General features: G+C 62.0%; 23 protein-coding genes and 1 tRNA gene. 13 read left to right on the top strand and 11 right to left on the bottom strand.

What is annotated here, in order from left to right:
- Positions 1 to 12 precede the first annotated feature (12 nt).
- Positions 13 to 4,797, bottom strand: a complete 4,785-nt coding sequence (locus tag ICI42_RS04895; protein ID WP_210316954.1) for an NAD-glutamate dehydrogenase — start codon at positions 4,795 to 4,797, stop codon at positions 13 to 15.
- Between the two features lie 150 nt (positions 4,798 to 4,947).
- Here ICI42_RS04895 and ICI42_RS04900 point away from each other — a divergent pair, with 150 nt between their 5' ends.
- Positions 4,948 to 5,193 (top strand): type II toxin-antitoxin system Phd/YefM family antitoxin, encoded by a 246-nt coding sequence (locus ICI42_RS04900; RefSeq protein ID WP_188163371.1) that lies wholly within the window; start codon positions 4,948 to 4,950, stop codon positions 5,191 to 5,193.
- Positions 5,194 to 5,256: 63 nt separating this feature from the next.
- Here the strand turns inward: ICI42_RS04900 and typA are convergent, their stop codons facing one another.
- The 3 genes from typA to ICI42_RS04915 form a co-directional block, all read right to left on the bottom strand.
- Positions 5,257 to 7,083: a translational GTPase TypA gene (gene typA / locus ICI42_RS04905; protein WP_188163372.1), complete on the bottom strand. Its 1,827-nt coding sequence runs from the start codon at positions 7,081 to 7,083 to the stop codon at positions 5,257 to 5,259.
- A 125-nt stretch (positions 7,084 to 7,208) separates the two neighbouring features.
- Positions 7,209 to 8,186, bottom strand: a complete 978-nt coding sequence (locus ICI42_RS04910; protein ID WP_188163373.1) for a small ribosomal subunit Rsm22 family protein — start codon at positions 8,184 to 8,186, stop codon at positions 7,209 to 7,211.
- A 9-nt stretch (positions 8,187 to 8,195) separates the two neighbouring features.
- Entirely contained in the window at positions 8,196 to 10,250 is a 2,055-nt protein-coding gene (locus ICI42_RS04915) for a M3 family metallopeptidase (protein WP_188163374.1), read from the bottom strand.
- A gap of 125 nt (positions 10,251 to 10,375) precedes the next feature.
- Here ICI42_RS04915 and ICI42_RS04920 point away from each other — a divergent pair, with 125 nt between their 5' ends.
- Positions 10,376 to 10,855 carry a MarR family winged helix-turn-helix transcriptional regulator gene (locus tag ICI42_RS04920; RefSeq protein ID WP_188163375.1) on the top strand — a complete coding sequence of 160 codons (480 nt, stop codon included), beginning with the start codon at positions 10,376 to 10,378 and terminating at the stop codon, positions 10,853 to 10,855.
- Positions 10,852 to 12,108, top strand: coding sequence for a multidrug effflux MFS transporter (locus ICI42_RS04925; protein WP_188163376.1), 1,257 nt, complete (start codon positions 10,852 to 10,854; stop codon positions 12,106 to 12,108). The genes ICI42_RS04920 and ICI42_RS04925 overlap by 4 nt, the downstream gene beginning before the upstream one ends.
- Positions 12,109 to 12,112: 4 nt before the next feature.
- Here the strand turns inward: ICI42_RS04925 and ICI42_RS04930 are convergent, their stop codons facing one another.
- From ICI42_RS04930 to ICI42_RS04940, 3 genes are read right to left on the bottom strand one after another with little or no spacing between them, the layout of a single operon-like run.
- Positions 12,113 to 12,871 (bottom strand): DUF429 domain-containing protein, encoded by a 759-nt coding sequence (locus ICI42_RS04930; protein WP_188163377.1) that lies wholly within the window; start codon positions 12,869 to 12,871, stop codon positions 12,113 to 12,115.
- A gap of 2 nt (positions 12,872 to 12,873) precedes the next feature.
- Complete coding sequence (pdxY, locus tag ICI42_RS04935) at positions 12,874 to 13,761, bottom strand: pyridoxal kinase PdxY (protein ID WP_188163378.1); 888 nt, start codon at positions 13,759 to 13,761, stop codon at positions 12,874 to 12,876.
- A 5-nt stretch (positions 13,762 to 13,766) separates the two neighbouring features.
- Positions 13,767 to 14,012 carry a hypothetical protein gene (locus tag ICI42_RS04940; protein ID WP_188163379.1) on the bottom strand — a complete coding sequence of 82 codons (246 nt, stop codon included), beginning with the start codon at positions 14,010 to 14,012 and terminating at the stop codon, positions 13,767 to 13,769.
- Positions 14,013 to 14,133: 121 nt separating this feature from the next.
- On the opposite strand from ICI42_RS04940, the gene ICI42_RS04945 reads away from it, so the two are divergent.
- From ICI42_RS04945 to ppa, 5 genes are all read left to right on the top strand, one after another.
- Positions 14,134 to 14,769 (top strand): LemA family protein, encoded by a 636-nt coding sequence (locus tag ICI42_RS04945; protein WP_188163380.1) that lies wholly within the window; start codon positions 14,134 to 14,136, stop codon positions 14,767 to 14,769.
- Positions 14,770 to 14,800: 31 nt separating this feature from the next.
- Positions 14,801 to 15,637: a TPM domain-containing protein gene (locus ICI42_RS04950; RefSeq protein ID WP_188163381.1), complete on the top strand. Its 837-nt coding sequence runs from the start codon at positions 14,801 to 14,803 to the stop codon at positions 15,635 to 15,637.
- An 8-nt stretch (positions 15,638 to 15,645) separates the two neighbouring features.
- A complete protein-coding gene (locus tag ICI42_RS04955; protein ID WP_188163382.1) occupies positions 15,646 to 16,281 on the top strand; it encodes a TPM domain-containing protein in 636 nt (211 codons plus the stop codon).
- Positions 16,282 to 16,349: 68 nt separating this feature from the next.
- Positions 16,350 to 16,856 carry a GNAT family N-acetyltransferase gene (locus ICI42_RS04960; protein ID WP_188163383.1) on the top strand — a complete coding sequence of 169 codons (507 nt, stop codon included), beginning with the start codon at positions 16,350 to 16,352 and terminating at the stop codon, positions 16,854 to 16,856.
- A 156-nt stretch (positions 16,857 to 17,012) separates the two neighbouring features.
- Positions 17,013 to 17,549 carry an inorganic diphosphatase gene (gene ppa, locus ICI42_RS04965; protein WP_188163384.1) on the top strand — a complete coding sequence of 179 codons (537 nt, stop codon included), beginning with the start codon at positions 17,013 to 17,015 and terminating at the stop codon, positions 17,547 to 17,549.
- A gap of 44 nt (positions 17,550 to 17,593) precedes the next feature.
- Here ppa and ICI42_RS04970 read toward each other — a convergent pair whose 3' ends face one another.
- The 3 genes from ICI42_RS04970 to ICI42_RS04980 are packed head-to-tail and all read right to left on the bottom strand — an operon-like array spanning position 17,594 to position 18,837.
- The gene (locus ICI42_RS04970; RefSeq protein WP_188163385.1) at positions 17,594 to 18,181 is read right to left on the bottom strand and encodes a hypothetical protein; all 588 of its coding nucleotides are present in this window, start codon (positions 18,179 to 18,181) and stop codon (positions 17,594 to 17,596) included.
- A 26-nt stretch (positions 18,182 to 18,207) separates the two neighbouring features.
- Complete coding sequence (locus ICI42_RS04975; protein WP_188163386.1) at positions 18,208 to 18,537, bottom strand: DUF167 family protein; 330 nt, start codon at positions 18,535 to 18,537, stop codon at positions 18,208 to 18,210.
- Positions 18,538 to 18,837 carry a YggT family protein gene (locus ICI42_RS04980; protein ID WP_188163387.1) on the bottom strand — a complete coding sequence of 100 codons (300 nt, stop codon included), beginning with the start codon at positions 18,835 to 18,837 and terminating at the stop codon, positions 18,538 to 18,540.
- 126 nt (positions 18,838 to 18,963) lie between these two features.
- Here ICI42_RS04980 and ICI42_RS04985 point away from each other — a divergent pair.
- Positions 18,964 to 19,039 (top strand) — tRNA-Ala (locus tag ICI42_RS04985).
- A 136-nt stretch (positions 19,040 to 19,175) separates the two neighbouring features.
- Here the strand turns inward: ICI42_RS04985 and ICI42_RS04990 are convergent.
- Positions 19,176 to 20,969: a caspase family protein gene (locus tag ICI42_RS04990; RefSeq protein ID WP_330999105.1), complete on the bottom strand. Its 1,794-nt coding sequence runs from the start codon at positions 20,967 to 20,969 to the stop codon at positions 19,176 to 19,178.
- A gap of 584 nt (positions 20,970 to 21,553) precedes the next feature.
- Between ICI42_RS04990 and ICI42_RS04995 the strand changes: the two genes are divergently transcribed.
- The 4 genes from ICI42_RS04995 to ICI42_RS05010 all read left to right on the top strand — a co-directional run bounded on the left by ICI42_RS04995 (position 21,554) and on the right by ICI42_RS05010 (position 25,687).
- A complete protein-coding gene (locus ICI42_RS04995) occupies positions 21,554 to 22,660 on the top strand; it encodes an extracellular solute-binding protein (protein WP_188163389.1) in 1,107 nt (368 codons plus the stop codon).
- 158 nt (positions 22,661 to 22,818) lie between these two features.
- Positions 22,819 to 23,808, top strand: a complete 990-nt coding sequence (locus tag ICI42_RS05000) for an ABC transporter permease (RefSeq protein WP_188163390.1) — start codon at positions 22,819 to 22,821, stop codon at positions 23,806 to 23,808.
- Positions 23,808 to 24,602: an ABC transporter permease gene (locus tag ICI42_RS05005; RefSeq protein ID WP_188163391.1), complete on the top strand. Its 795-nt coding sequence runs from the start codon at positions 23,808 to 23,810 to the stop codon at positions 24,600 to 24,602. Before ICI42_RS05000 ends, ICI42_RS05005 begins: the two co-directional genes overlap by 1 nt.
- Positions 24,602 to 25,687 carry an ABC transporter ATP-binding protein gene (locus tag ICI42_RS05010; protein ID WP_188163392.1) on the top strand — a complete coding sequence of 362 codons (1,086 nt, stop codon included), beginning with the start codon at positions 24,602 to 24,604 and terminating at the stop codon, positions 25,685 to 25,687. Before ICI42_RS05005 ends, ICI42_RS05010 begins: the two co-directional genes overlap by 1 nt.
- Positions 25,688 to 25,690: the final 3 nt, after the last annotated feature.

Here is a 25,690-nt window from a genome sequence, read left to right on the forward strand (position 1 = left end):
GCCGCGCGCCGTCTACAGTCCTGTCAGATCGCTCATCAGCCCTGCCGCGACCGACAGGCGCGAAACCGTAAGGTCTCCGCCCTCCGTCAGCGCCTGCAGCCGCTCGCGCGTGCTGTGAATGCGAGCGCCGCCAGCAGCCAGCCATGCCACAACCGGGTCGCCTTCCTGCCCGTAGCCGGAAAGTGCCGCGACCGCAATGCCGCGCCGTGCGGTGGCCACCGTATCGGCGGCGCGCGCCAGCGCCAGCCCATCGTAATAGTCAGCCGGGGAGATGGAGCGGACGGCTTCTTCGATGCGGCCGATGCGGAACGCCTCCGTGGTGGAGAAGAACGCCTTGGCGGCTTCCAGCGTATCGACGCCGGCCGTGCGCGCGACCAGTGCGATGTCTGGTACGATTTCGCCGATCTCGGCCAGCATCAGCCGGCCGGCGAGCTTGTCCGGCACGCCGAAGGCGACGAACTCCGCTTTTCGAGCAGCGAGACGCGTTGCGCCGAAATCGGGAAGCAGGCCTTCAAGTTTGGGTTCGAGTGCCGCGCGCGCATCGCGGAGGGCTTTGATGCGTTCGCTGAGCGGCGCATCCGAGGCATCGTTGCGCAGGAACCAGCCAGTCGCAGCGAAGATCAGCCGGCTCACGACCTGGTAGAGATCGAGCTGACGCTGGCCGTCGATCTTGGTGTCTAGAGCATCGATCCCGGCAAACAGTTCAGGCAGTGCGAACCCGTCGCGCACCACAGTAAACGCACGCACCACATCCGCTACGGACCGACCTGTCGCCTCCTGCAGGCGATGCACGAAGGACGGCCCGCCGCGATTGACCAGATCGTTGATGACGACACGCGCGATGATCTCTCGCCGCAGCCTGTGGCTGTCGATTTCGGCCGCGTATTTCTTGTCCATGCGATTGGGAAAATAGTTCATCAGGTCGCGGTGGAAGTGCGGTTCATCCGGCACATCGGTTTTCAGGAGGTCGGTGAACAGCACGATCTTGGCATAGGCCAGCAGAACGCCGAGCTCGGCGCGGGTCAGCGGCTCGCCGCGTTTCTGGCGCTCGGCCATGGCCAATGGCGACGGCAGCGTCTCAACCGCGCGGTCGAGCAGCTTGCGCGCTTCAAGCGCGGCCATGAAGCGTTCCTGATGCGGCATGTCCGCCAGGCCGCGCCGGCTCGCCACCGACAGGGCCAACGTCTGCTGGTAGTTGTTGGCAAGCACCAACCCGGCCACTTCGTCGGTCATCTCGGCCAGCAGCTTGTTGCGAGCTGCGCGTGTCAGCTTGCCCGACCGCATCGCCGAAGCGAGCGCGATCTTGATGTTGACCTCGACGTCGGAGGAGTTGACGCCGGCAGAGTTGTCGATGGCGTCGGAGTTGCAGCACCCGCCGCGCAGGCAGAACTCGATGCGGGCGCGCTGGGTGACGCCGAGATTGGCGCCTTCGCCGATCACCTTGGCGCCGACCTGCGCCGCCGTGATACGGAGCGTGTCGTTGGCCTTGTCGCCGACCTCCTGATTGGTCTCGCCGGTAGCGCGGATGTAGGTGCCGATACCGCCGAACCAGAGAAGATCGACACGCGCCTTGAGAATGGCGGTCATGATCTCGGTCGGCGAGGCTGTGGTCTTGCCAAGGCCGATCGCCGATGCCGCCGCCTCCGACAAGGTGACGGATTTCTGCGCCCGCGAGACGATGGCGCCGCCCTCGGAGAGCTTCGACGTGTCGTAATCCTGCCAGCTCGAACGCGGCAAGTCGAACACGCGCTGCCGCTCGGCAAAGGATATGGCGACATCGGGGTTGGGGTCGATGAAGATATCGCGGTGATCGAAGGCTGCGATCAGGCGGGTTTGCGTGGAAAGCAGCATGCCGTTGCCGAAGACGTCGCCGGACATGTCGCCGACGCCGACGACGGTGAACGGCTCGGACTGGATGTCGCGGTTCATCTCGCGGAAATGGCGCTTGACGGCTTCCCAGCCGCCGCGCGCGGTGATGCCCATCTTCTTGTGGTCGTAGCCTGCCGAACCGCCGGAGGCGAAGGCGTCGTCCAGCCAGAAGTCATGCGCCTGACTGATGCCGTTGGCGGTGTCGGAGAAGGTCGCCGTGCCCTTGTCGGCAGCAACGACGAAATAGGGGTCGTCGCCATCGCGTCGCAGCACGCCCTTGGGCGGCACCACGGCGTCACCCTCGATATTGTCGGTCACCGACAGGAGGCTGGAGATGAAATTGACATAGGCTGATTTGCCCGCCTCGAAGACAGCATCGCGGCTGCCGCCGGCAGGCAAACGCTTGGGGAAGAAGCCGCCCTTGGCGCCCACGGGCACGATGACGGCGTTCTTGACCTGCTGCGCCTTGACCAGACCCAGCACCTCGGTGCGGTAGTCCTGGGCGCGGTCCGACCAGCGCAGACCGCCGCGCGCAACCGGCCCGAAGCGCAGATGCAGGCCTTCGACCTGCGGTCCGTAGACGAAGATCTCGCGCCAGGGTTTCGGCTCCGGCAGACCGTCGATGATGCGGGGGTCGAGCTTTATGGCGAGCGACTGGCCGCGCGCCGCCTTGCCGTCGACGAAATGATTGGTGCGCAGGGAAGCATCGATCAGGTTGATGTAGCGCCGGATGATGGTGTCGTCGTCGATGCTGGGAACGCCGTCCAGCGCATCCTTGATCTTGGCCTTGAGATGCTTTGCGGTGACCAGTCCCTCAGTCCCTTGCGCGGGATCGAGCCGGGCAACGAACAGCGCATGCAGGCCGCGGGCAATTTCGGGGTAGCGGTTGAGCGCTGCTGCGATGAAATCCTGGCTCTGCGGAATACCGGCCTGCTGCAGGTAGCGGCCATAGCAGCGGAGAATCAAAATCTCGTTCGCGTTCAGTCCGGCGGTCTGCGCCAGCGCGTTGTAGCCGTCATTGTCGGCATCGCCGCGCCAGACCGACAGGAAGACTTCTTCGAACAGTTCGCCCTCGTCGGAGAGATCGATGGGTGCGCCAAAGACGTTTTCCAATTCCATGTCGTGGATGAAAATCGGCTTGCCGCCCTTGCCGGCAATCTCGAAGGTCCGCTCGCTGATGACGCGGAAACCCATATTTTCCAGCAGCGGCACGCGGCGTGACAGAGCCAGCGGCGTTTCGAAATGGTAGATTTTCAGCGAGGCCTGCGAGTCAGACTGGCCCTTGTCGCGATAATAGTCGGCAATGATCGGACTGTCGGGACCGATGCCGGATATCCGTTCCGCGTCGACAAGTGCTGCCTCGGCGGGGAAGCTGTTGCGGTAGCTTTCGGGAAAACGCGTCGCAAGGGCGGCGCAGGCGGGGTCGGCGCCGCTCGCGAGGGCTGCTTCGCGCAAGTCGTCGTCCCAGGTCCGGACGATTGCGCGCACCGCGTTTTCGAGCGTGGCGGTGTCGATCTTCGGCGTCTTGCCACCGGAGCGGCCGATGATGAAGTGAACCCGCGTCAGACCGCCTTCCGGAAAGGCAGGGTAGTAGGCGGACAGATGACCGGCGAAGGCATTTGCGAGATAGGCGCCGATGCGCTCGCGCACGCCGCTGTCGTAGCGGTCTCGCGGCACGAAGACGAGCACGGAGACGAAACGGTCGAACTGGTCGACGCGGAACAGCACGCGGACGCGCGGTCGCTCCACAAGGCCGAGGATCGCTTCGGCGTGCTTGCGCAGGACCGGCGCCGAAACCTGGAACAGCTCGTCGCGCGGATAGGATTCGAGAACGTTGATCAGCGCCTTGCCGGAGTGGTCGGCGGGATCGAAGCCGGATTTGGCAATGACGCCTTCGACCTTTGACCTGAGATAGGGGATTTTCAGCACCGAGCGGGTGTAGGCCGTCGAGGTGAACAGGCCCACGATGCGCAATTCGCCGGCAAGCTTGCCTTTGTCGTCATAAGTCTTGACGCCGACATAATCGAGATAGGCGCGGCGGTGAACGACCGACTTGGAATTGGCCTTGGTGACGATCAGCGGATCTGGCCCATGCAGGAAGGCGCGCACCTCGGGCGTGGTAGGCGCGACATCCGCGTCTCGCCGCAGCACCGGGACGGTCGGGTCGGACAGGACGCCGAGGCCGGGCTTGTCGGAGCGCTCCAGCGTGCCGCTCTTTTCGCCGCCCGTATAGACGAATTCGCGCATTCCGAGGAAGGTGAAGTTGTCGTCGCGCAGCCATTCGAGAAAGGCGATGGCTTCCGAAACCGCTGTTTTGTCCAGCGGGACGGGTGCGTAACGGAATTCGGAGATGGCGCGGTCGAGCCGGGCCAGCATCGGCTTCCAATCCTCGACCGCAGCACGCACCTGCACCAGCACCTTGTCGAGCCGGGCCTTGAGCGCTTCGGCCTCTGCTTCGCTCCGCTGGACGATGTGGACATGGATGACGCTCAGCCGGTCCGCGGCGGCATCCTTCAAGGGTGCTGTCTCGCCGATGATCTTGTCCACGCCCTTGCTGCCGTGACGAACCGCAATAACGGGGTGGGTGACGAGAAGCGGCTCGCCGCCGGCATCCGTGATCTCGGCCAGGATAGAGTCGAACAGGAAGGGCATGTTGTCGTTGACCACGGTGACCACCGTCACCGGCCGTCCATATCGCATCACCTCGCCATCGGTGACGACATCGATGATCGAAGAGCCTTTGAGGTGCCTGTCGACCGCCTTGCGGGCGAGGTCGGTGGCGCGTTCCAGCATCGTCGGTTCGTAAGCTGCAACGTCTTCCTCCGGCGCGCGCGCCAAGAGAATGTCGGTCAGGCTATGAGACGAATCGGCTGCTTTGGTGGAGGCGGATGACTTGGCTCGGGCTTTTGCGGCCTTCTGGACTGCCATGATGCGGTTCACTCCCGTCGCGATGCTTTTGCAATCGTAACAGATGAGACCGCTTTGGCGACAAAGGTTTGACGCGGATGCCAAAAAAGCTTCTTTCAGCAGCAGCTACCCTTTGCATAGCGCGAGCCAGCTTACCCGAAGGAGAAATCAATGCGAACTGTCGGAGCGCTTGAAGCGAGGAAGACGCCGGGAAGCCTGCTTGAGTTGATCGAGATGGGTGAAGACATCGTCATCACGCGGCATGGCAAGCCGATGGCGCGACTTGTTGCTCTCGTAGAGGAAATCGATCGGAAGGCGAGAGCCCGTGCTGCCGGAAAACGGCTTTTGGAACGCGCAAAAGGTCAAAGCCTTGGAGGAATCTCGATCAAGGAGTTGATCGAGGACGGCAGGCGCTGAAGTCTGCGATGAGATGAGAGAGGGTCGTAAACGCCCTCTCTCTCGCATTCAGAACCGAGCCGCTTACGCAGCGCCGGCGGTCTTGGACTTCTCGAAACGCTTGCGCTCGTTCGGGTCGAGGTAGAGCTTGCGCAGGCGGATGGTCTTCGGCGTCACCTCGACCAGTTCGTCGTCCTGGATCCAGGCCAAGGCACGCTCCAGCGTCATACGGATTGGCGGTGTCAGCTTGACGGCTTCGTCCTTGCCGGCGGCGCGGATGTTGGTCAGCTTCTTGCCCTTGAGCACGTTGACTTCCAGGTCGTTGTCGCGGCTGTGGATGCCGATGATCATGCCCTGATAGACCTTGACGCCGGGATCGATGACCATCGGGCCGCGATCCTCGAGGTTCCACATGGCGTAGGCGACCGACTCGCCCTGCTCGTTGGAGATCAGGACGCCGTTGGTGCGGCCGGGCAGTTCGCCCTTGTATGGCTGGTAGGAGTGGAATAGGCGGTTCATCACGGCCGTGCCGCGCGTATCGGTCAGCAACTCCGACTGGTAGCCGATCAGGCCGCGCGTCGGCGCGTGGAACACAAGACGCTGGCGGTTGCCGCCGGAGGGTCGCAGCTCGACCATTTCGGCCTTGCGCTCGCTCATCTTCTGCACGACGACGCCGGCATGTTCCTCATCGACGTCGATGACGACTTCTTCGACCGGCTCGAGCAATTCGCCGCTTTCGCTTTTCTGCATGACGACGCGCGGACGCGAAACGGCAAGCTCAAAGCCCTCGCGACGCATTGTCTCGATCAGAACGGCCAGCTGAAGCTCGCCGCGGCCCGACACGAAGAACGAATCCTTCTCGGTCGATTCCTCGATCTTCAACGCGACATTGCCTTCGGCCTCGCGCAGCAGGCGGTCGCGGATGACGCGGCTGGTGACCTTGTCGCCCTCGGTGCCGGCGAGCGGCGAGTCGTTGACGATGAAGGACATGGTCACGGTCGGCGGATCGATCGGCTGCGCATGCAGCGATTCCGTCACGGCCGGGTCGCAGAAGGTGTCGGCGACGGTGCCCTTGGACAGGCCGGCAATGGCGATGATGTCGCCTGCCTGCGCTTCCTCGATGGGCTGCCGCTCAAGGCCACGGAAGGCCAGAATCTTGGAGACGCGGCCGGTTTCGACCAGCACGCCGTCATTGTTGAGAACCTTGATCGGCTGGTTCGACTTCAGCGTGCCGGACTCGATGCGTCCGGTGATGATGCGGCCGAGGAACGGATTGGCTTCCAGAAGCGTGCCGATCATGCGGAACGGGCCGGGGTGAACGGTCGGCGCCGGGACATGCTTGACGATCAGGTCGAACAGCGGCGCGAGGCCCTCATCCTTCGGACCTTCCGGGTTTTCCGAGACCCAGCCGTCGCGTCCCGAACCGTAGAGGATCGGGAAGTCGAGCTGCTCGTCGGTCGCATCGAGCGCTGCGAACAGGTCGAACACTTCGTTGACGACTTCGACATGGCGGGCGTCGGGCCGATCGATCTTGTTGATGACGACGATCGGGCGGAGGCCGACCTTGAGCGCCTTGCCGACGACGAACTTGGTCTGCGGCATCGGGCCTTCGGCGGCATCGACGAGAACGATGGCGGAATCCACCATCGACAGGATGCGCTCGACCTCACCGCCGAAATCGGCGTGGCCGGGGGTGTCGACGATGTTGATGCGCCAATCCTTCCACTCGACCGAGGTGGCCTTGGCCAGGATGGTGATGCCGCGTTCCTTTTCCAGATCGTTGGAGTCCATGGCGCGCTCGGCGACGCGCTGGTTCTCGCGGAACGAGCCCGACTGGCGGAGGAGCTGGTCGACCAGGGTCGTCTTGCCATGGTCAACGTGCGCGATGATCGCGATATTGCGGAGATTCATACTTGGATCCGGAAAGGTTGCTGGCACAACCGATCGGCGCGCCGCGTTTCATTTGGGCGGGCTCTTACAGGTTTTTTCGCAAATGCGAAAGGGGCGGCGACGCGGATCGTGCGTTTTCCGCACGGTCAGGGCGTCTCCAGATCGAGTGCATCGCCCCAGTCTGCCCGTTTTGCCCGCTTGAAAAGCGCGCCTTCGCGGCGGCTGAAGCGGCGTTCCTCGGCTTGTCCGGACGGCAGGCAGAGCTTGAGCTCGACCAATCCGCCGCTTCCGCGCGGCGGCGCCAGCACGCGAGCTTCGGGTGGGACCGGAACAGGCTGGCGCGAAAAGGCGACGAAACTGTATTTCTCGTCTTCCCACGGCACCTCGCCCTGCTTGGTCAGGCGGTGAATCCGCGAGCGCGCCACGCGGCGTGAAAAATGGCACCAGTCGGGTTCGACCAGCGGACAGGGCGCGCGGTGCGGGCACGGCGCCACGACATGTCCGCCCTGCGCCAGCAGGGTATCGCGGACGTCGAGAATGCGTTTCCAGCCCGCAGGCGTGCCCGGTTCGATGACGACGAGCACGCCCCCGGTCGCCTGCCACAGGCTTTCGATCAGCCTTGCGCGCCGCTCCGGCGCGAGCTCGTCGAGCACATAGGCCAGGGTGACGAGATCGAAGCGACCGGCGGGCAGTTGGTCCTTCACGAGGTCGGCACTGCGCCATGAGGCCTTGAGCGGCGAGGCCTTGGCCAGGTCAGACCCGACTGCGCGGATGGCGGGGCTTGCTTCCAGAAGCGTGGCCTCGGCAAGGTCTGGCCAGCAATCGGACGCGGCCCAGAACGCCGTGCCGGGTCCGGCGCCCGCGTCGAGAAACGTTTCAGGCGCAAAGTCCGGCAGCCGTTCGGCGACACTTTCCAGGCTGGCGCGGACCGCTGCGAAGGTCGCCGGCAGGCGCGTCGCAAGATAGGCGCGGGCATAGAGCGCATCGGAGATGTGCAGCCGCCCGTCCCGTGTCTCGGCGCGGTAGCGCTGCGACAGCGTGCTTGCGGCGCGCTGCAGATCAGTGAGCGACACGCCTTCGAGCGCCGCATCCACTGCCGCTCTCAAGGCTGCGGGAAGCTCCATCGTCCGCTTTCAGACCAGGCCGCGCTTGGCCATCATCGCTTCCGGCGACGGCATCTTGCCACGGAAGGCGGTGTAGAGCGTTTCCGGATCGGCGGAGCCGCCGGACGCATAGATGTATTTCTGCAGCTTGGCCGCCATCTCGGCATTGAACGGATCGCCGGTCTCGATGAAGGCTGAGAACGCATCGGCGTCGAGCACCTCCGACCACATGTAGGAATAGTAGCCCGCCGAATAGCCGTCTCCGGCGAAGACATGCGAGAAATGCGGCGTGCGGTGGCGCATGACGATGGTGTCCGGCATGCCGAGGCTTTCCAGGGTTTCGCGTTCGAAGGCCAGCGGGCTTTCCGGCGCATCCGGCCGGGCGTGATAGGCCATGTCCATCAGCGCCGAGGCGGTGAATTCGACGGTTGCGAAGCCGGCGCCGAAGGTGCGTGTGGCCACCATCTTGTCCATCAGCTCCTGCGGCATCGGTTCGCCGGTCTCGTAATGCAGCGCGTGCTTTTCCAGCACTTCCGGCACGGTCAGCCAGTGCTCGTAGAGTTGCGAGGGCAGTTCGACGAAATCGCGGCTGACGGATGTGCCCGACAAGGAGGGCCAGGTCACTTCGGTCAGCATGCCATGCAGGGCATGGCCGAATTCGTGGAACAAGGTTTTGGCCTCGTCCAGCGACAGAAGTGCCGGCTCGCCTTCGGCCGGCTTGGCGAAGTTCATGATGTTGTAGATGATCGGCTTGGAGCCCCGGCCGAGCTTGTAGCCGGATTTCAGCGCGCTCATCCATGCGCCCGAGCGCTTGGAAGGGCGGTTGAAATAGTCGGCAAGGAAGGTGCCGCGCTCGCTGCCGTCGGGATTGAGGATGGCAAAGACGCGAACATCGGGATGCCAGGCCGCGATGCCCGGCTTTTCGACGAAGCTCACTCCGAAAAGCCGGGTGGCGACGTCGAAGCAGGCTTCGATCACCTTGTCGAGTTGCAGATACGGCTTCAATTCCGCCTCGTCGAAGGCATATTTTTCGGCGCGCAGCTTTTCCTGGTAATAGCGCCAGTCCCATGCGGAGAGCTTGTCGTTGCTGCCCGCCTGCTGTGCCAGGCGCTGCAATTCGATTTCGTCCTCGGCGGCTTTCTCCTTGGCCTTGGTCCAGACCGGATCGAGCAGCGTATGCACCGCCGTGGGCGTCTTGGCCATGGTGTCGTCAAGCTTCAGCGCGGCATAGCTGTCATAGCCAAGCAACTGGGCCTTTTCCGCGCGCAGCCGCAGCATGTCGGCGACGACGTTGCCGTTGTCGGTCGCACCGCCATTTTCGCCGCGATGGGTGAAGGCGTAAAACGCCTTTTCGCGCAGGTCGCGGCGGTCGGAGAAGGTGGTGAAGGGTTCATAGATCGAGCGCGACAGGGTCACGGCGTATTGCCCTTTGCGGTCGCGCGATTCAGCCGCCTGCGCCATGGCGCTCTTGAGGAAGTCGGGCAGGCCTGTGAGATCGGCCTCGTCCAGGAACAGCACCCACTCTTTTTCGTCGCCCAGCACGTTCTGGCCGAAGGTTGTGCCGAGCCTGGACAGGTCTTCATTGATCGAAGCCAGCCGCTTCTTGCCGTCGGCATCGAGCTTCGCGCCGGATTTCACGAAACCTTTCCAGCTCTTTTCCAGAACCCGCAGCGTCTCGGCGTCGAGATCTAGCGTCTCGCGGCGCTGGTAGAGATCGTGAATGCGCGCAAACAGCTTGGGATTCATCGAAATGGCGGAGAAATGCCGCGACATCTTCGGCGAAATCTCACGCTCGATCTTCTGGATCGCATCGTTGGTATGCGCGCCGGCGCGGCACCAGAAGATCGAAGACACATGATCCAGCGGCTCGCCGCAAAGCTCCAGCGCTTCGAGCGTATTGGCAATGGTGGCGGGCTCGGGATTGTCGGCAATCGCCGATATGTCGGCCTCGTGCGCGGCCAGCGCGGCATCGAACACCGGCGAAAAATCCTGGTCCCGGATCCTGGTGAAGTCGGGCAGGCCGAGAGGACCGGTCCAATGTGTCAGCGGATGGGTGGAGAGATCAGGGGCGGAGGAGACGGACATGAAGATTCCCGGCGGCAATGTGATCGGTCCAGCCGATGTAAGCGCCCGGCGGGCTTGGCGCAACAGCGTTGACCTGACGACGTCGAGATACTAAGTAATACTTATTATCAGCGAATGTGATCAAAATGAAATTTCATATCGACCCCGATAGTTTTGGATTTCTCGTCAACGACGTCGCGCGGCTGACCCGACTTGAGATGGACCGCCGCATCGAGGAGGCCGGCCTTGGTTTTACGACTGGCGAAGGCCGTGCGCTGATCCACATCAAACGTGCCGGTCCGGTGCGCCAGAACGTGCTGGCCGAGCGACTGGGCGTCGAAGCCATGACGTGCTCGACCACGCTCGACAGGCTCGAGGCGAAAGGTTTCATCGAACGCAGGCCCGACCCCTCCGACAGGCGGGCCAAGCTCGTGGTTCTGACGGCGGCGGGCGAGGACGTGATCGAGCGCGTCGGGCCGATCGCTGCAACCGTTCGCGAGGACGCGGCACTAGGCCTCTCGCCGGCTGAATGGGAAACCTTTTTAGGCACGCTGCGGCATGTCCGGTCCACCTTGACGGGTATTCGCGAAAGCGCGCAGGCCCAGGCACGGGAGGATGCGGCATGAACATGCGCCCGCCCGAGGTTGCCCCCGAGGCAGCGGCCGCACCAGCCCCGGTGATGTCGGAGCGTCGCGTCGCTTTGCTCGGCGCGCTGCTTGTCGCGGTGGGTCCTTTCTCGATGTCGCTCTACACGCCGGCCATGCCGGAGATCGTTCAGTATTTCGGCACTAGCGATGCTGCGGTGCGCCTGTCGCTATCTCTGTTCTTTGCCGGCTTCGCCGTTGCCCAGCTTGTCTGCGGACCGCTTTCGGACGGGCTCGGGCGCAGGCCGGTAACCATCGCCTTCATGCTGATCTATGCCGCGGCCAGCATCATGGCTGTGTTTGCCGAAACCATCGAGACGCTGATCGCCGCACGCTTTCTGCAGGGCATCGGCGCAGCGGTCGGGGTCGCCATGTCACGCGCCATTGTCCGAGATCTGTTCGCCAACGAGCAATCCGCGCGCATTCTCAACATCATCGGCATGATCCTCGGCATCGCCCCGGCAACAGCGCCGATCATCGGCGGCCTGACGATGGAGTTCTTCGGCTGGCATGCGGTCTTCATCGTTATGGCGGGCGCGGGACTGACCATCGTGACGATGGCCATCCTCGTCATGAAGGAAACTGTGCAACGGGATATTTCGCGCATCCAGCCGCGCGCCCTGGTCGCTACCTACAGGCAACTGCTCGGCAACAAGCATTTCATCACGGCGAGCATTACCAACGCCACAACCAGCGGCGTGCTGTACTCGGTCGCGACGGTGATGCCGTTTATCCTGATTCAGCAGGTCGGCCTCACCGCGGGAACCTTCGGTCTCGTCATGCTGATCCAGTCCGGTTCGTATCTCGCCGGTTCGGTAGCCCTCCGATTTCTGATGCCGCACTTCGGCGCATTCCGCCTCGTACCGGTCGGTCTCGGCCTTACCGGCCTGGCGTCCCTGCTGATGCTGATACTGCTTAGGCTCTACGAGCCGAGCGTGCTGCTGGTGATGGGGCCGATGGGGGTGTTCACATTCGGCCTCGCCATGATCACACCGGCGGCGTCCACGGCTGCCATGCAACCGTTCGGGCGCAATGCGGGCGCGGCATCGGCGCTGCTGGGGTTCATGCAGATGGGGACAGGCCTTGTCGGTGGCGTGATCATGACGCTGATGGGCGATCCGGTCCATGCGATGGCGACCGTTATTCCCTGCCTGGGCGCCTGTGCTGTTGTATCCTGGATGTTCTGGCTCAGGCTCGACCGCAAATCGCCGAACCCACTGTCGCAAAGGCGGTAGCGGTCTACACCCATATTGCTATGGGAATGCCATGGGCATCCCGGCCCGGCGGCGAGGGGAAACTTTGTGTTTCCCTCCGCTGGTGACGCTCGGCGATCAGCAGCATGGCGCAGGCATCGAGAAAATCGTCGTCTCCTGCGCCGCGCGGCGGCCGGGCCTGGAGAAACGAGGCGTCATAGCCGCGGCGCTGCAGAAGCTCGCGACGCTCCTCCATGCCGGGCGGATTGATCCGGCCTTTCACCTTCTTGGGCAGCGCCATCGCTTGTTCGTTATTCAGTCGCCAGAACGCCACTTCAGGATGGGATTCGATCACCTGCGTCCTCAACTCGGGACGCTCGATCAGCAAGGCGTCGATCTCGCGGATCTTGGAAAAGATGCCATAGGCCTGGATTGAAACGCCTCTGGGCGGATCGGACAGGCCGCGCGCGACCGCGCTCGCCTTGGTGTGCCCGGCATACCAGGCTTCGAGGTTCGTGAAGGGAGCGGTGTCCGCATAGACGGCGGCGCGGGCGGGTATCGAAAAGACACTCGACTGACGCTGGCCGAGCAACGGCCGGACCAGCACCTCCGGACCGCGTCCGCCGCGTGCGGAAAACTCCGGCAGCCCGATGGGCATATCGACTGCAATCACCGCATCGTCCGGCAGGTTTGCGAGGAGTTCTGAAAAACTTGCGTGGACGACAGCCTCCGGTGCCGCATCCGGCGCCGGCCTGATCACCGCGACCCAGCCTGCCTTGCAGCCATCGACGCCGGCTGCCGTCATGATCAGGCGCGCCGGTCGCGACCGGGATGGGTGAGATGCCGCAGATGCACCATCGCCATGGGATGAGACAGGCTCTGCGAGTCGGTTTCGAGCTGCAACTCGTCGCCGCCGCGCTTGGCGGTGCGGGCCAGGATCTCGTAGACGGCCGCCGTGGTGGACTGCAGCGCCTTGAGCGGGGTGTGGCCGGCAAGCAGGCGTGCCAAAAACACCGCGCCGGTGAGGTCGCCCAGCCCGTTCGGTGGCCGATCGATGATCCTGTGTTCGGCGAGCAGCGCCTGAGACCCGTCGAGCAGGAGATTGCCGGTGCTGCCCGCCATCATCGCCGGCGCCGATGTCACCAGCATCGTCGAAGGGCCGGCATGAAGGGCGGCCGAGACGACGGATTTGATGTCGTCGAGCGAGGCCCCTGCCAGCCATGCCAGTTCATAGCGGTTGGGTGTGGCGATATCGGCGATGGGCAGCAGCACGTCGCGCATCGCCTCGGCCACCGGTAGGGGCACATAGAGCCCTCCGAGGTCGCCCATCACCGGGTCGCAGACGTAAAGCGCCTTGGGGTTGCGCGCCTTGACCGCGCGCACCAAAGAGGCGACCGCATCGGCCTGGGCGGCATCGCCGAGATAGCCGGACAGCACGCCGGCCACCTCGCCAAGCCAAGGCGCGCGTTCGAGATCGCCCATCAGGGCAGCGAATTGGTCGGCCGGCGGCACGATGCGGGTCGCCCTGCCATGGCCGGGATGCCAGGGCAGAATTACCGTGGGCACCGCCCAGACCGGAAATCCCAGCGTTTCGAGCGCGAAGACGGCGGCGCGGTTGCCGACCGACCCCCGCGCGACATGGCTTGAAATGACGATGACCGCTCGTGGCGTGTCCGTCAGTTCCATTGAACTCATGAAATCTATCCGCCTTGTATGATGTAGACGATCAGCCAGCCGACAATGGCAGTGGTGATCAGGAAGCCCAGAATGCGCCCGATGCGGGTTCCCATCTTTTCGATGGGGTCGTCGACGCCATCGGCCGAAAGATGCTTATGGAGACGATCCGACGTTCTGCCGACCAGCGACGCTCCGCCATCGGTCTCGCGTTCGACGCGTTCGATGATGCGGCGGGATTCTGCTTTTTCGTCGTCGCGCGGCTGCGCCATCAAAAAGGTCTCTCATGGGGCCGTGCGCGTCTGGAACACGCGATGCTCCGATGACGCCGGTTTTCTCTTTGCGCGATTGTGATAATGCTGTGCCAGTTGTTGATTTGTCGAGGGCTTAAAGATGCGCGCGTCAACCTTCCCGGCTTTTTCCCGGTCCCGCCTGTGGCCAGCGGTCGTGCTGCTCATGCTGGCGCCGCTGCTGTCGGCCTGTGGCTACAACACCATTCCCACAGCGGAAGAAAATGCCAAGGCGGCATGGAGCGAGGTGCTGAACCAGTATCAGCGCCGTGCCGATCTGATCCCCAATCTGGTCGAGACCGTCAAAGGCTACGCTTCGCACGAAAAGGAAGTGCTGGAAGGCGTCGTCGAGGCGCGCGCCAAGGCAACCCAGGTGACGGTGACGCCCGAAACGCTGAGCGACCCCAACGCGTTCAAGGCCTTCCAGGACAACCAGGCGCAACTGACCGGCGCCCTGTCGCGCCTGTTGGCGGTGGTGGAGAACTATCCCGACCTCAAGGCCAACCAGAACTTCCTTGCCTTGCAGGCGCAGCTCGAAGGCACCGAAAACCGCATCGCCGTCGCTCGTCGCGACTATATCGGTGCGGTGCGCGACTACAATCTGACGCTGCGCACCTTCCCGTCGGTGATCTGGGCCAAGCTCTGGTTCACCGATGCGCAGCCCTTCCAGAATTTTACCGTCGAGCAGGACAAGATGGATGCGCCGAAGGTCGAATTCGGCACCAGGTCGGGCGGCTGACCTCAGCGGAACCGGTGAGCAGGGCATGCGCATGACGGGGGCAGGTTTCCGATCATCGGCCTTGGCGGCGTTCTTGCTTGCCTTGGCGCTGATTGCCATCGTTGCACCGGTGCGAGCGGCCGAGTTTCCCGCTTTGACCGGGCGTGTGGTCGATACGGCCGGCATGATCGACCCGGCGACCGAAGCGGAGCTGACGGCGAAACTCGCCGCCTTCGAGCAGAAATCCTCCGACCAGATCGTCGTCGCCACCATCGACAGCCTCGACGGCGAAGCCATCGAACCCTATGCCAACCGCCTGTTCCGCGCCTGGAAACTCGGTCAGGCCGGCGAGAACAACGGCATCCTGCTTCTGGTCGCCAAGAACGATCGCCGCATGCGCATCGAGGTCGGCTATGGCCTTGAAGGGACGCTGACGGACCTGCATTCGAAGCTGATCATCGAAAACACCATGGTGCCGGCCTTCCGCGCCGGGGATTTTTCCGGTGGCATCAACAGGGCCGTCGACGACATCATCATGGTTGCCGAGGGCAATGGCGCGGAACTGCAGGCGCGCGCCGAACGCAACCAGCCGTCGCAGGACAGCGGCTTCGACTGGTTCGTCGTCATCTTCGTCGTGCTCTGGGCAACCATCTTCTTCGGCGGATTTGCCATGGCCATCCTGCCGCGGATTTATGGACGCAAAATTGCGCCCGGCCGCTACACCTGGCTCGGCATGAATTTCGACTTCCGCAACAAGGGCGGATCGGGCAGTTCAAGCAGTGGCGGCTGGTCGTCCGGGCGGTCCAGCGGCGGCTGGTCATCGGGCGGCGGCGGTTTTTCCGGCGGCGGCGGATCGTCGGGCGGCGGCGGATCTTCCGGTAGCTGGTAGGGACAAGCATGACACGCAGCCTGACAGCAGACGAGCACGACAGCATCGCGAATGCGATCAGAACCGCCGAGGCGCATACCAGCGGCGAGATCTACTGCGTCGTCGCGCGCTCAAGCGACAGCTATTTCTTTCCCGCCGCCTTCATCGTCGGCGCCGGCATGGTGGCGGCCAGCCTGCTCGCAGCCTGGGGGCTCGAATATTTCTGGTTTGCCATCCGCTTGCCGGTGTTCGTCGCAGCCCAGCTCTGCGCGATCGGCGCGGCGCTGCTCGCGCTCTGGCTTTGGCCGTCTCTGCGTATTCACTTCGTGCCGCATGGGCTGCGCTATCGCCGCGCCCATGCCAATGCGCAAGGCCAGTTCCTTGCGCGCAACGTTCATGTCACCGCAGCTCGCACCGGCGTGCTCATCTTCGTGTCGCTCGCCGAGCATTATGCCGCCGTCGTCGCCGATTCGGGCATCGATGCGAAAGTCGGCCAGAGGGAATGGGACGGGATCGTCGGCGACCTGACAAAACAGGCCGCGGCCGACCGGCTTGCCGAGGGGTTCGTCGGCGCGATTTCCTCGGTCGGTGCCTTGCTTGCCGTGCATTTTCCGGTTGCGGAACGCGATATCAACGAACTCGACGACCATCTCGTCGAACTCTGACAAGGTTCCTCGCTTGCTCTGCAACGACTCTTTGCAACTTTCGATTCGGCGTTTATGGTTAAGCAACCATGAACACGCTGCTCATCGATATCCGTAAGGCCGAACCCCGCGATGCTGACGCCATCGCGGATGTGCATCTTGAGGCGTGGCGCGGCACCTATACCGGCATCATTCCGCATCGTGCCCTGACGGCGATGATCAATCGCCGCGGCGGTCAGTGGTGGAGCAATGCAATCCGCCGCGCCTCCGGCGTGCTCGTCATCGAAATGGCCGGCGAAGTCGCCGGCTATGCCACGCTGGGCCGCAACCGCGCCCGCGAACTGCCCCAGCAGGGCGAAATCTACGAACTCTATCTGCGTCCGGAATATCAGGGCGTTGGGCTTGGCAGCCGGCTTTTCACCGCCGCCCGAACCAAGCTTGCCGATCATGGTCTGAAAGGGCTCGTCGTCTGGGCGCTGGAAGACAACGACAATGCGGTTTCCTTCTATCAGGGCATCGGCGGACGTGACGTCGCCGAAGGCGTCGAAATCTTCGATCAGAGGGCGTTGAAAAAAGTCGCCTTCGTCTGGGATTAGATCTGAACCGCCCCGTTTTCCCTCGTTTTGCTGGTAAAAGGCAATCGGTGCCGTGTTTCAGGCCGGTGTCGCGGCGTCATGCTGCGCCGAATAGTGCATTGCAGAAAGCCCGCAACCCGTTTATCGGAAGCCACCTTCAATCCCACGGAGCTTCCCATGCGCATCGATGCCATCTCCATCGGCAAAAATCCCCCTGAAGACGTCAACGTCATCATCGAAGTCGCAATCGGCGGCGAGCCGATCAAGTACGAGATGGACAAGGAAGCCGGGACGCTGGTCGTCGACCGCTTCCTCTACACGCCGATGCGCTATCCCGGCAATTACGGCTTCGTCCCGCACACATTGTCGGGCGATGGCGACCCGATCGACGTGCTGGTCTGCAACACGCGCGAACTCATCCCCGGCTGCGTCATCAATGTACGGCCCATCGGCGTACTGGTAATGGAAGACAACGCCGGCCAGGACGAAAAAGTCATCGCCGTGCCGTCGCCCAAGCTCACCCGCCGCTATGAAAACGTGAAGGAATATACCGACCTTCCCGAGATCACGATCCAGCAGATCGAGCATTTCTTCGAGCACTACAAGGATCTCGAGCCCGGAAAATGGGTCAAGATTGGCGGCTGGCACGGTTCTGACTATGCCAAGAAGATGATCGTCGAGGCTATCGAGCGCGCCAAGACCGAAGCCAAGTAAGGCTTTCGTAAGGGGTGATGGCCGGCAACCGCCGGCCTTCTTGTTCAGTCCTGCCGCGAGAATTCCGGGATTGGCTCTCCCACGAAAACGCGTTCATCCGCGCCGCAGGCGAAGTCTCGCGCCTGCCGGTCGGCTATGATGCGCGCCATGTCGTTGGCGTCGGGCTTGCCGGTGGCCATGACCAGGCCGACGACGCAGCCATCGGCTTCGCCCGGCTGGCCGATCTTGGAAACCACCAGGATCTCCAGCTTCTTGTCGTCCTCGTCGGGGTCGTGGACGAACCAGCGGCGGATGGTTGCGAAGGGCAGTTCCATGCCCTCGTAGGTGGCGAGGCGCCATTCGATTCTCGGACCCGCCGAATTGAAGCCTGAGAAACTCTCCCATGCGGTTTTGTCCGCTCCGGGAAAGCCGTAGACAATGCTTTCGCGCATATCGTCCACCGACAGGATGACGGGGAAGCCGCGATAGCCGTTGCAGACATAGTTCGAGAACGTGCCTTCGCCTTCCGTCGCACGCTCGGTGACCGCGCAGTCGCGATCGATATCGAATTCCGTGTAGGCGCTTACGATCTCTTCGGCTTCGGCGGAGCCGGACAACGCAAACAGCAGAAGTGCGGCGAAGAACTGTCTCATCGGTGACCTCCCCGTTTCAGCGGAGACTAGCCCGACTTCAGACCCATTCCTAGAGATGACAGTGCCTGTAGAACGGCATCAGCATGGCCGTCGACATGGACGGTCTTGAGACGGGATGTGCCGCCGGCGACCACCGTGACCGACCGCGTGGGCAGCGACAGCACATCGGCCAGAAGCCGCTCAAGCGCTGTATTGGCCGCGCCTTTCTCCGGAACGGCACGAACGCGCGCGGCAAGATGGCTGCGTCCGTCGGCAGTCTGTTCGATGCCGTCGACGGCGTCGCGCGAGGATTTTGGCGTCAGCCGCACGAACAGGTCGATCCCGCCGGATTTCGCCGCACGGAAGAAGTCGGACATCTAAAGCGATGAATAAAACATGGGTTTTACGGACGTTTCCAGAAACTGCTGTATGAAGAAAATAATCAAAAGCACGACGATGGGAGAGATGTCGATTCCACCCAGATTCGGCAACATGTTGCGGATCGGCCGCAATACAGGTTCCGTCAGCCTGTAGAGCATATTCCCGATCATACCGACAAATTGATTGCGGGGATTGACCACGTTGAAGGCGTAGAGCCAGGAGAAAATCGCGGAGGCAATAAGAATCCACCAATAGATACTAAGAGCGAACTGGATGGTATTAATAAGCGCGATCATGCCTGTCTCCTGAACACAGCGACATGTAGCGACTGGGGCGGAGGGCGGCAAGCCCATGCGCCGCACATCAGCAAAAGTGTCCTTGACAGCCGTGGGGCCGCATCAATAATTGCGCCACCTGCTGATGGGGCTGTAGCTCAGCTGGGAGAGCGCGTCGTTCGCAATGACGAGGTCAGGGGTTCGATCCCCCTCAGCTCCACCAGCAGGTCATCAAGTCGTTGATATTCCTAAAAACCCTTTGATTTCAGGTGCCTATTTTGTGAATATAGTTCACAAATCTGGTGCACAACTCGGAAAAATCGTGCCCAGAAAAGCCAATCACCTCGCTGGGGCGACTCTCACTTACGGTCGTGACCCATATCGAGCTCGGCAAGCTTGTCAGTGACCGATTTAAGAAGCCACTCGCGCTCACCAAGAACACCCACGTCTTTCATGCGCTGCAAAACTTTCAACGCCTCCTTTAGGTGTTGCTGTCGATATTTTGCGACTTTGGAAAGATCATAGTGAGCCTTCGCAAGGCTGAACAGGAACCGCGTATTTTCAGGAAACTGCCGAGTTAGCGCTGTATGCTCATCAATGATAAGACGAGATGTCTCGATGGAACCGGAAATGTCACCACTGTTCAGTTGATTCACGCTTATCTTTGCCATGGCATCAATCACGGCGAGTCGTGCCTCAGCGCTCGAAGGATCGCGATCGACCAACCTTTTTGATATGTCCAGGCTTTCCTGCAAATGCAACCGCGCAGCCATCAGGTTCCATTGCGCCTGCTCAGCCCAGCCCAGCATGAAAAGGCTGCGGGAGATGCGACGCATCAAGTCGTCGTCGGATATTGTGCTGGCCGTGATCTCGCGTCTGATCCATGCATGAAGCGCTGCTGCTCGAGCAAGCGCTGCGTCGACAGCGACACGATCGAGTTGTGTTCTGGCGATGCCAGCGTCTGCGAGATGGGTCTCCGCCTCCGAAAGCCGACGCTCTAAAAGGTTCTTGGCGAGTTCCTCGCTTGACGTCGCATCGATCGCCGCTGCTTGGCTCAGTTTGAGCCTTGCCTCTGCAAAAGAGCCTTGCTCCAAGGATGTTTCAGCCTCACTTCGGAGCCGCATGACCGCCGGATCAGCAGCGCCCAACGCCTTGAACCTGATTTGAACCTCCGAATAGGCGCGTGCAGCCTCTTCCAGTTTATTAGAGCGGTCCACAGGGGTGAGACTTGCGAGGTTTGCCGAAAGAAGGGACCCGTAGAGCGGTGCCAACGGCACGTCGTTCCTGGCCGCTGTTTGCTCCACCTCGCTGCGAAGCGCCGGAGTAAGCTCTGCCATGGCTAACAGCAGCCGCTCTCGCTCGGATAACACATATCCGGTGTCGGCCGCGAAAAAAACCTTTGGAAGTCCGCTCTCGACGTAGGGCAGTTGGGCTCCCTTCGACGCTGCGTAGACCTCCTGCTGGACGAGGGTGAGCACAGAGCGAATTTCGAGGCCTTCTGTGCCGACATGCCGCGATAGCGCTGTGGTGAACGGCGAGTTATCGCCATCTCCATCGGACGCAACCTGACCGGGGGCGGCGGCAAAGCCAAAAAGAATATTGTCTGCCCGCCCCACGCGGCCCAGTCCTGGCCGAACAGCTTCCTTCAGTTTTTGCTGTACAGCCTTCGCGCCACGTCCTGCTTCATCAACAATTCCGAAGGGGTCGTTCCGGCAGGCGTCCAGCAGCACAAGGCCCACCTTGCTGATTGAGGCGATAGCATCTCTAATTTCTTCGAGGGGTAGCGTCGATGCTCTGAAAGAATCTAACGATGAAATGTCAGCATCAACGGGCAACAAGCGATTGTCGCCACTAATTTCGACCCCGTGACCTGCAAAATAGACCAGCGTGACATCCGCACCTGCTGCATCTTGCCGGAAGTCGTCCAGCGCGCGCCGCATGCGCTTGAGATCGCGGTTAGTTTCAAGGGAAACTTCGAAGCCGAGCTCACTAAGAGAGCGTTCGATCAGCCGAGCGTCATTTACCGCATTGTCGAGCTTACGCATCGAGCGGTACTCACCCGATCCGAACACAAGGGCGAGCCGACGTTCCGCAGACGCTGAAAAGGTGGATATAGCTAGAATTATCAACGCCCAAAATATGCGCGCCATCATGTTTACCCCAAGCCCACGGGCATCTAAGGCAGAAACTGCGGCAGCTTCAAGATTGGCGGCACGAGATGACAGGCGAGGTATATTTTGCAGTTGGTCGCACGGAAGGCCCTACGTCTCCGATAAACTGCAGTAAGTGTATCTGAGAATTGAAGGGTCCGTGAACGGACTCCCACGAGCAGAGGCCCTCAACTCCACCATGATTTTCGTGTTTTCAAGCCGGCATACGCCATAGCAATTGGCGAAGCGGTAGCGCACCGCGCTCCACAGGCTGCTTCAGCGTGAGCAGTCGACAAGCGGATAGCTGTGCCACCCCGTCGACTTCAGCACAAATTCCCTCAGCGTGCTAACCGCCTCGCTGAGCCTCGGAGCTGGGTTTCTTATCATCGTGCCCGAAGTGCGCTTGACAGAGATATGACGCAGTGGTCAATTCCTGTTTACCGGAAATTTGTGCGGTATACCGAACGCGGCAGGAAGGCTGTTTGTCAACGTAATTTGCCGCGTCCACATCCAGCCCTTCCAGATGGTTCTCGTGGATGTCGGTCCAGCGCATGCTTATCGGTCAAAGTCAGAAAAGGGGAATTCACATGAATAAGATCATAGCCAACCGTAGAACGGCGCTGAAAGTGTTCGGTGCGGGAACCGCCTTGTTGGCCGCACCCTATATCATCCGGCCGCGCCCGGCCTGGGCTGCCAGCGGCGTGTTGAATGTCACGACCTATGACAAGTTCCTGCCGCAGGAATTCCTCGACAAGTTCCAGAAGGACAATGACATCGAGGTTCGCATCCGCCTGACGGACGATCAGGGCAAGCAGTATAACCTGCTGACCGCCGAAGGCGCGAACCCGTCGACCGACATCGTCACCGTCGCAGGCCACCGTTACTCGCAGTTCATCAAGTCCAACCTGCTTCAGCCGCTCGATACCGGCAAGATCGCGAACTGGAAGAACCTCAACCCCGCCTATCAGGATGCGCCCTGGGCGCGTGTCGACGGCAATCTGTGGGGTCTGCCGATCCTGGCGGGTTACGAAGGGCTCGCCCGCAATATCGACTATGTGCCGGAGGCGCCGAGCTGGGAGGTCATGTTCGATCCGCAGTACAAGGGTCAAACCTCCTATATCGTCAGCGACTTCATGACCATCGTCATGCAGTATCTCGGGTATGACGGCGACTTCGTCACCTATGTCGACAAGCCGGATGTCGCCCAGAAGGCGACGAACGAAGCCCGTGATTTCCTGATCAAGCACAAGGACATGGTCCGCAAATACTACGATGCGGGTTCGGAAGTGCAGCAGATGTTCATCAATGAGGACATCTATCTCGGCCATTCCTGGTCGGGCCCGGCTGCCAAGCTGATCATGGATGGGCATCCTATCAAGCTGTCGGTGCCGAAGGAGGGTACGTTCGGCTTCTGCTATACGCTCAACGTGGTCAACAACGCGCCGAACGCTGAAAACGCCTACAAGCTCTTCAACGCCATTCTGGAGAGCCCGGAAGTCGGCGCGGCGATGACCCGTCAATCCGGCTACAGCTCGACCATCAATGGCGTCGGCGATGTGCTCGAAGAGCGCGAAAGGATGGCGTCGACGCTTCCGCAGGAAGAGGTCGAGCGCATCATCTTCTTCTCCTCGGTCAATCGCGACATGAAGAACGAGATGATCGACCGCGCTACCGCAGAGGTCAAGGCGGCCTGAGGAGACGAGTCTCGAGAATGCAGCCTGCCTGCGGCGCTGTTATCGCCTTCAGGCAGGCGGCGGGCTTTCGCCTGCCTCCCCAGGCTCAACAACGCGCTCTGACTGCCGCCGGCTCGCCTGCGCGGGACCTGTCGGGCTGCGCCAACCGAGATCGCTAGATGGTGAGTAGCACTACGACAACAGCCGGGCATGCTTCAGGACGCGATATGTCCGTGCCCAAATATTCCACCGGCATGGCCAAGGTGGTCAATTCCTCGCTGTACCAGCACACACTGGGGGCTGCGGTTGAGTCGCGGATCGGCCGCATCATTCTTCTCGCCAGCGTGCCTTTGCTCTGGCTGATCATGCTGCATGTCGGGCCGATCTACCAGATGCTGAAGATCAGCCTTCTGTCGCACTATCCGGTCCAGCCCGGTGTCGAGTCGCATTTCACCTTGGCCAATTATGCGATCTTCTTCCAGGAATCGATTTACTTCACACCGCTGATCAAGAGCTTCATCTTCGCTACCGGAGCGACGGCCTTCACCCTCGTCGTCGTCTATCCCGTGGCCTATTATGTCGCCAAGATCGTCAAGCCGCAGGGCCGATCCAAGGCGTTGCTGCTGCTTCTGGTCCCGTTCTGGGCGGGTGAGCTGATCCGCACGTTCTCGGTCATCATGCTTCTGGCCAATCGCGGCGCCGTCAATGTGCTGCTGCGCGAGATCGGCTTGATCGACCGGCCGATCCCGATGCTCTACACCTCGTTTTCGCTCGGCTTCGGCCTGGTCTATCTGATCTGCCTGTACATGCTTCTGCCGCTCTATTCGGCGATCGAGAAGATACCGTCGCCGCTGCTCGATGCCGCCGCCGATCTGGGCGCCGGTCCGTTCACGCGCTTCCGCCGGATCATCCTGCCGCTCTCGCGCGATGGCATCGTGTCGGGCTGCAGCCTCGTCTTCCTGACCTGCATCGGTGTCTTCGCCACGCCCATGCTGCTCGGCGGGCCCAATACGGTGCTGTTTCCCGAAACGATCAGCAGCTTCTTCCATGGCGCCAGCGACAAATGGCCGGTGGGCGCCGCCTTCGCCCTGATCATGCTTGTCACCGCCCTTATCGCCGCTGCCATCTTCATGCGGCTGGTCGGCGGAAGCAAAAGGAGAGCCATCTGATGCGATCCCTGTTTTCCGACGCGCCGCGCGTGACGCTCACCGCGATCTACTGGGCCTTCATATTCTACCTGCTCCTGCCGCTCACACTGATGATGGCAATGAGCTTCAAGGACGCCAATTTCGTCGCATTCCCGATCGGCGAGTGGACATTGGACTGGTACGCCAAGGTGTTGCAGGACAAGCAGTTCCTTGAGGCGTGCCTATATTCGATCATGATCGCGGCCGCCACGACCCTGGCTGCGACCGTGCTAGGCGTCTGGATCGCCATGCTGATCGTCGCCGAGGGCATCAAGGGCCAGGTGATCATCTTCGCGCTGGCGTGCCTGCCGGCCGTGGTGCCGGGCATGATCTCGGCCATTTCGCTGCGCATCTTCATCTCGACCATCGACATGCCGACGGGTACGGCGGCGATCATCCTGGGCCACACGGTGCATGCGGTGCCCTTCGTGGTGGTGATGGCGCTCACCCGCCTGCGCTCGATGCCGGGCAATCTCGTCGATGCCGCGCGGGATCTCGGCGCTGACAGCTTTGTCGCCTTCCTGCGGGTCACGCTGCCTTATCTCGGGCCGGCGCTGTTCGGCGGCATGATCTTCTGCGTGCTGTTGTCGATCGACGACTTTGTCCGCACCTTCTTCCTGGGCGGCTATCGGCCGACATTGCCGATGTTGATCTTCGCCAAAGTGCAGGGCGGCATGTCCCCGGAAATCAATGCAATGGCTACTCTTGTCCTCGTGGTGACCGCCGCAGTGGGACTCTATGCCGAATATCTTACCCGCCGCGCGAGGACCCGCTGATGGAACCCGTCGTTCAATTCGACCATGTGACGAAGAACTATGGCAGCCAGGTTGCCGTCGACGACCTGAATTTGAGCATCGAGGCGGGCAAGTTCGTGACACTGCTCGGCCCATCGGGATGCGGCAAGTCGACGTCGCTGCGGATGCTCGGCGGCTTCGAGATGCCGACGTCCGGTCGCATCCTGCTCAGCGGCAAGGATGTGACGCGGGTTCCGCCCAACAAGCGCAACGTCAACATCGTGTTTCAGGACTATGCGCTCTTCCCGCATATGAACGTGGCCAAGAACATCGCCTTCGGTCTCGAACTCAAAGGCCTCGACAACAAGAGCATCCATCGCCGGGTGTCCGAGCTGCTCGAGCTTGTCCAGCTTCAGGACTATGCGAACCGGCTGCCGAATGAGTTGTCGGGCGGTCAGCGGCAGCGCGTGGCGCTGATGCGGGCGCTCGCGCCCGATCCGGACGTGTTGCTGCTCGACGAGCCGCTCTCCGCGCTGGACGCCAAGCTGCGCCAGCAGATGCAGATCGAGCTCAAGGCGATCCAGGAGAAGACCGGCAAGACCTTCATGTTCGTGACCCACGATCAGGAAGAGGCGCTGACCATGTCCGACACGATCGTCGTCATGAACAACGGACGTATCGAGCAGATGGGCGACCCCAGCACGCTGTACGGCCGCCCCGGTTCGGTCTTCGTCGCCAACTTCATCGGCGAAACCAACCTGCTGCGCAGCACCGTTCTGGGCGCCGAAGGCAATCTGACCGCGCTGGACTGGAACGGCATCACCATCAAGGCCGACCAGGGCGGTCTGTCGCCGAAGGCCGGCGAGCACCTTTACGTGGTCCTCCGTCCCGAATCGATCCATTGCTCGGCGACAGAGCCGACCAGCGGCAACCGCATCAAGGGCAAAATCCGGCAACGGGTGTTCAAGGGCAACCACACCTCGCTGGCGGTCGAAGTCGGCGATGGCGCCGTTCTCAACACGCTGGTGCATCCCGGCGATGTCGCGCAGCTTGCCGGCGACGACATCTGGGTAGGCTGGAAACCCGAGACCGCCACCGTCATTCCGGACCGTCATGCTCATCGTTGAACG

Source organism: Oryzicola mucosus, from assembly GCF_014534685.1.
In the GTDB taxonomy this organism is placed as follows: Bacteria; Pseudomonadota; Alphaproteobacteria; order Rhizobiales; family Rhizobiaceae; genus Oryzicola; species Oryzicola mucosus.

What these genes read in the sequence shown, in the direction of transcription:
- ICI42_RS04910 (WP_188163373.1), bottom strand. Translation starts at nt 8,186, where the DNA reads ATGGAGCTTCCCGCAGCCTTGAGAGCGGCAGTGGATGCGGCGCTCGAA.
- ICI42_RS04925 (WP_188163376.1), top strand. Translation starts at nt 10,852, where the DNA reads ATGAACATGCGCCCGCCCGAGGTTGCCCCCGAGGCAGCGGCCGCACCA.
- ICI42_RS04930 (WP_188163377.1), bottom strand. Translation starts at nt 12,871, where the DNA reads ATGACGGCAGCCGGCGTCGATGGCTGCAAGGCAGGCTGGGTCGCGGTG.
- ICI42_RS05010 (WP_188163392.1), top strand. Translation starts at nt 24,602, where the DNA reads ATGGAACCCGTCGTTCAATTCGACCATGTGACGAAGAACTATGGCAGC.
- ICI42_RS04895 (WP_210316954.1), bottom strand. Translation starts at nt 4,797, where the DNA reads ATGGCAGTCCAGAAGGCCGCAAAAGCCCGAGCCAAGTCATCCGCCTCC.
- ICI42_RS04970 (WP_188163385.1), bottom strand. Translation starts at nt 18,181, where the DNA reads ATGAGACAGTTCTTCGCCGCACTTCTGCTGTTTGCGTTGTCCGGCTCC.
- ICI42_RS04980 (WP_188163387.1), bottom strand. Translation starts at nt 18,837, where the DNA reads ATGATCGCGCTTATTAATACCATCCAGTTCGCTCTTAGTATCTATTGG.
- typA (WP_188163372.1), bottom strand. Translation starts at nt 7,083, where the DNA reads ATGAATCTCCGCAATATCGCGATCATCGCGCACGTTGACCATGGCAAG.
- ICI42_RS04975 (WP_188163386.1), bottom strand. Translation starts at nt 18,537, where the DNA reads ATGTCCGACTTCTTCCGTGCGGCGAAATCCGGCGGGATCGACCTGTTC.
- ICI42_RS04920 (WP_188163375.1), top strand. Translation starts at nt 10,376, where the DNA reads ATGAAATTTCATATCGACCCCGATAGTTTTGGATTTCTCGTCAACGAC.
- ICI42_RS04900 (WP_188163371.1), top strand. Translation starts at nt 4,948, where the DNA reads ATGCGAACTGTCGGAGCGCTTGAAGCGAGGAAGACGCCGGGAAGCCTG.
- ICI42_RS04955 (WP_188163382.1), top strand. Translation starts at nt 15,646, where the DNA reads ATGACACGCAGCCTGACAGCAGACGAGCACGACAGCATCGCGAATGCG.
- ICI42_RS04995 (WP_188163389.1), top strand. Translation starts at nt 21,554, where the DNA reads ATGAATAAGATCATAGCCAACCGTAGAACGGCGCTGAAAGTGTTCGGT.
- ICI42_RS04950 (WP_188163381.1), top strand. Translation starts at nt 14,801, where the DNA reads ATGACGGGGGCAGGTTTCCGATCATCGGCCTTGGCGGCGTTCTTGCTT.
- ICI42_RS04990 (WP_330999105.1), bottom strand. Translation starts at nt 20,969, where the DNA reads ATGATGGCGCGCATATTTTGGGCGTTGATAATTCTAGCTATATCCACC.
- ICI42_RS05005 (WP_188163391.1), top strand. Translation starts at nt 23,808, where the DNA reads ATGCGATCCCTGTTTTCCGACGCGCCGCGCGTGACGCTCACCGCGATC.
- ICI42_RS04940 (WP_188163379.1), bottom strand. Translation starts at nt 14,012, where the DNA reads ATGGCGCAGCCGCGCGACGACGAAAAAGCAGAATCCCGCCGCATCATC.
- pdxY (WP_188163378.1), bottom strand. Translation starts at nt 13,761, where the DNA reads ATGAGTTCAATGGAACTGACGGACACGCCACGAGCGGTCATCGTCATT.
- ICI42_RS04915 (WP_188163374.1), bottom strand. Translation starts at nt 10,250, where the DNA reads ATGTCCGTCTCCTCCGCCCCTGATCTCTCCACCCATCCGCTGACACAT.
- ICI42_RS04945 (WP_188163380.1), top strand. Translation starts at nt 14,134, where the DNA reads ATGCGCGCGTCAACCTTCCCGGCTTTTTCCCGGTCCCGCCTGTGGCCA.
- ppa (WP_188163384.1), top strand. Translation starts at nt 17,013, where the DNA reads ATGCGCATCGATGCCATCTCCATCGGCAAAAATCCCCCTGAAGACGTC.
- ICI42_RS05000 (WP_188163390.1), top strand. Translation starts at nt 22,819, where the DNA reads ATGGTGAGTAGCACTACGACAACAGCCGGGCATGCTTCAGGACGCGAT.
- ICI42_RS04960 (WP_188163383.1), top strand. Translation starts at nt 16,350, where the DNA reads ATGAACACGCTGCTCATCGATATCCGTAAGGCCGAACCCCGCGATGCT.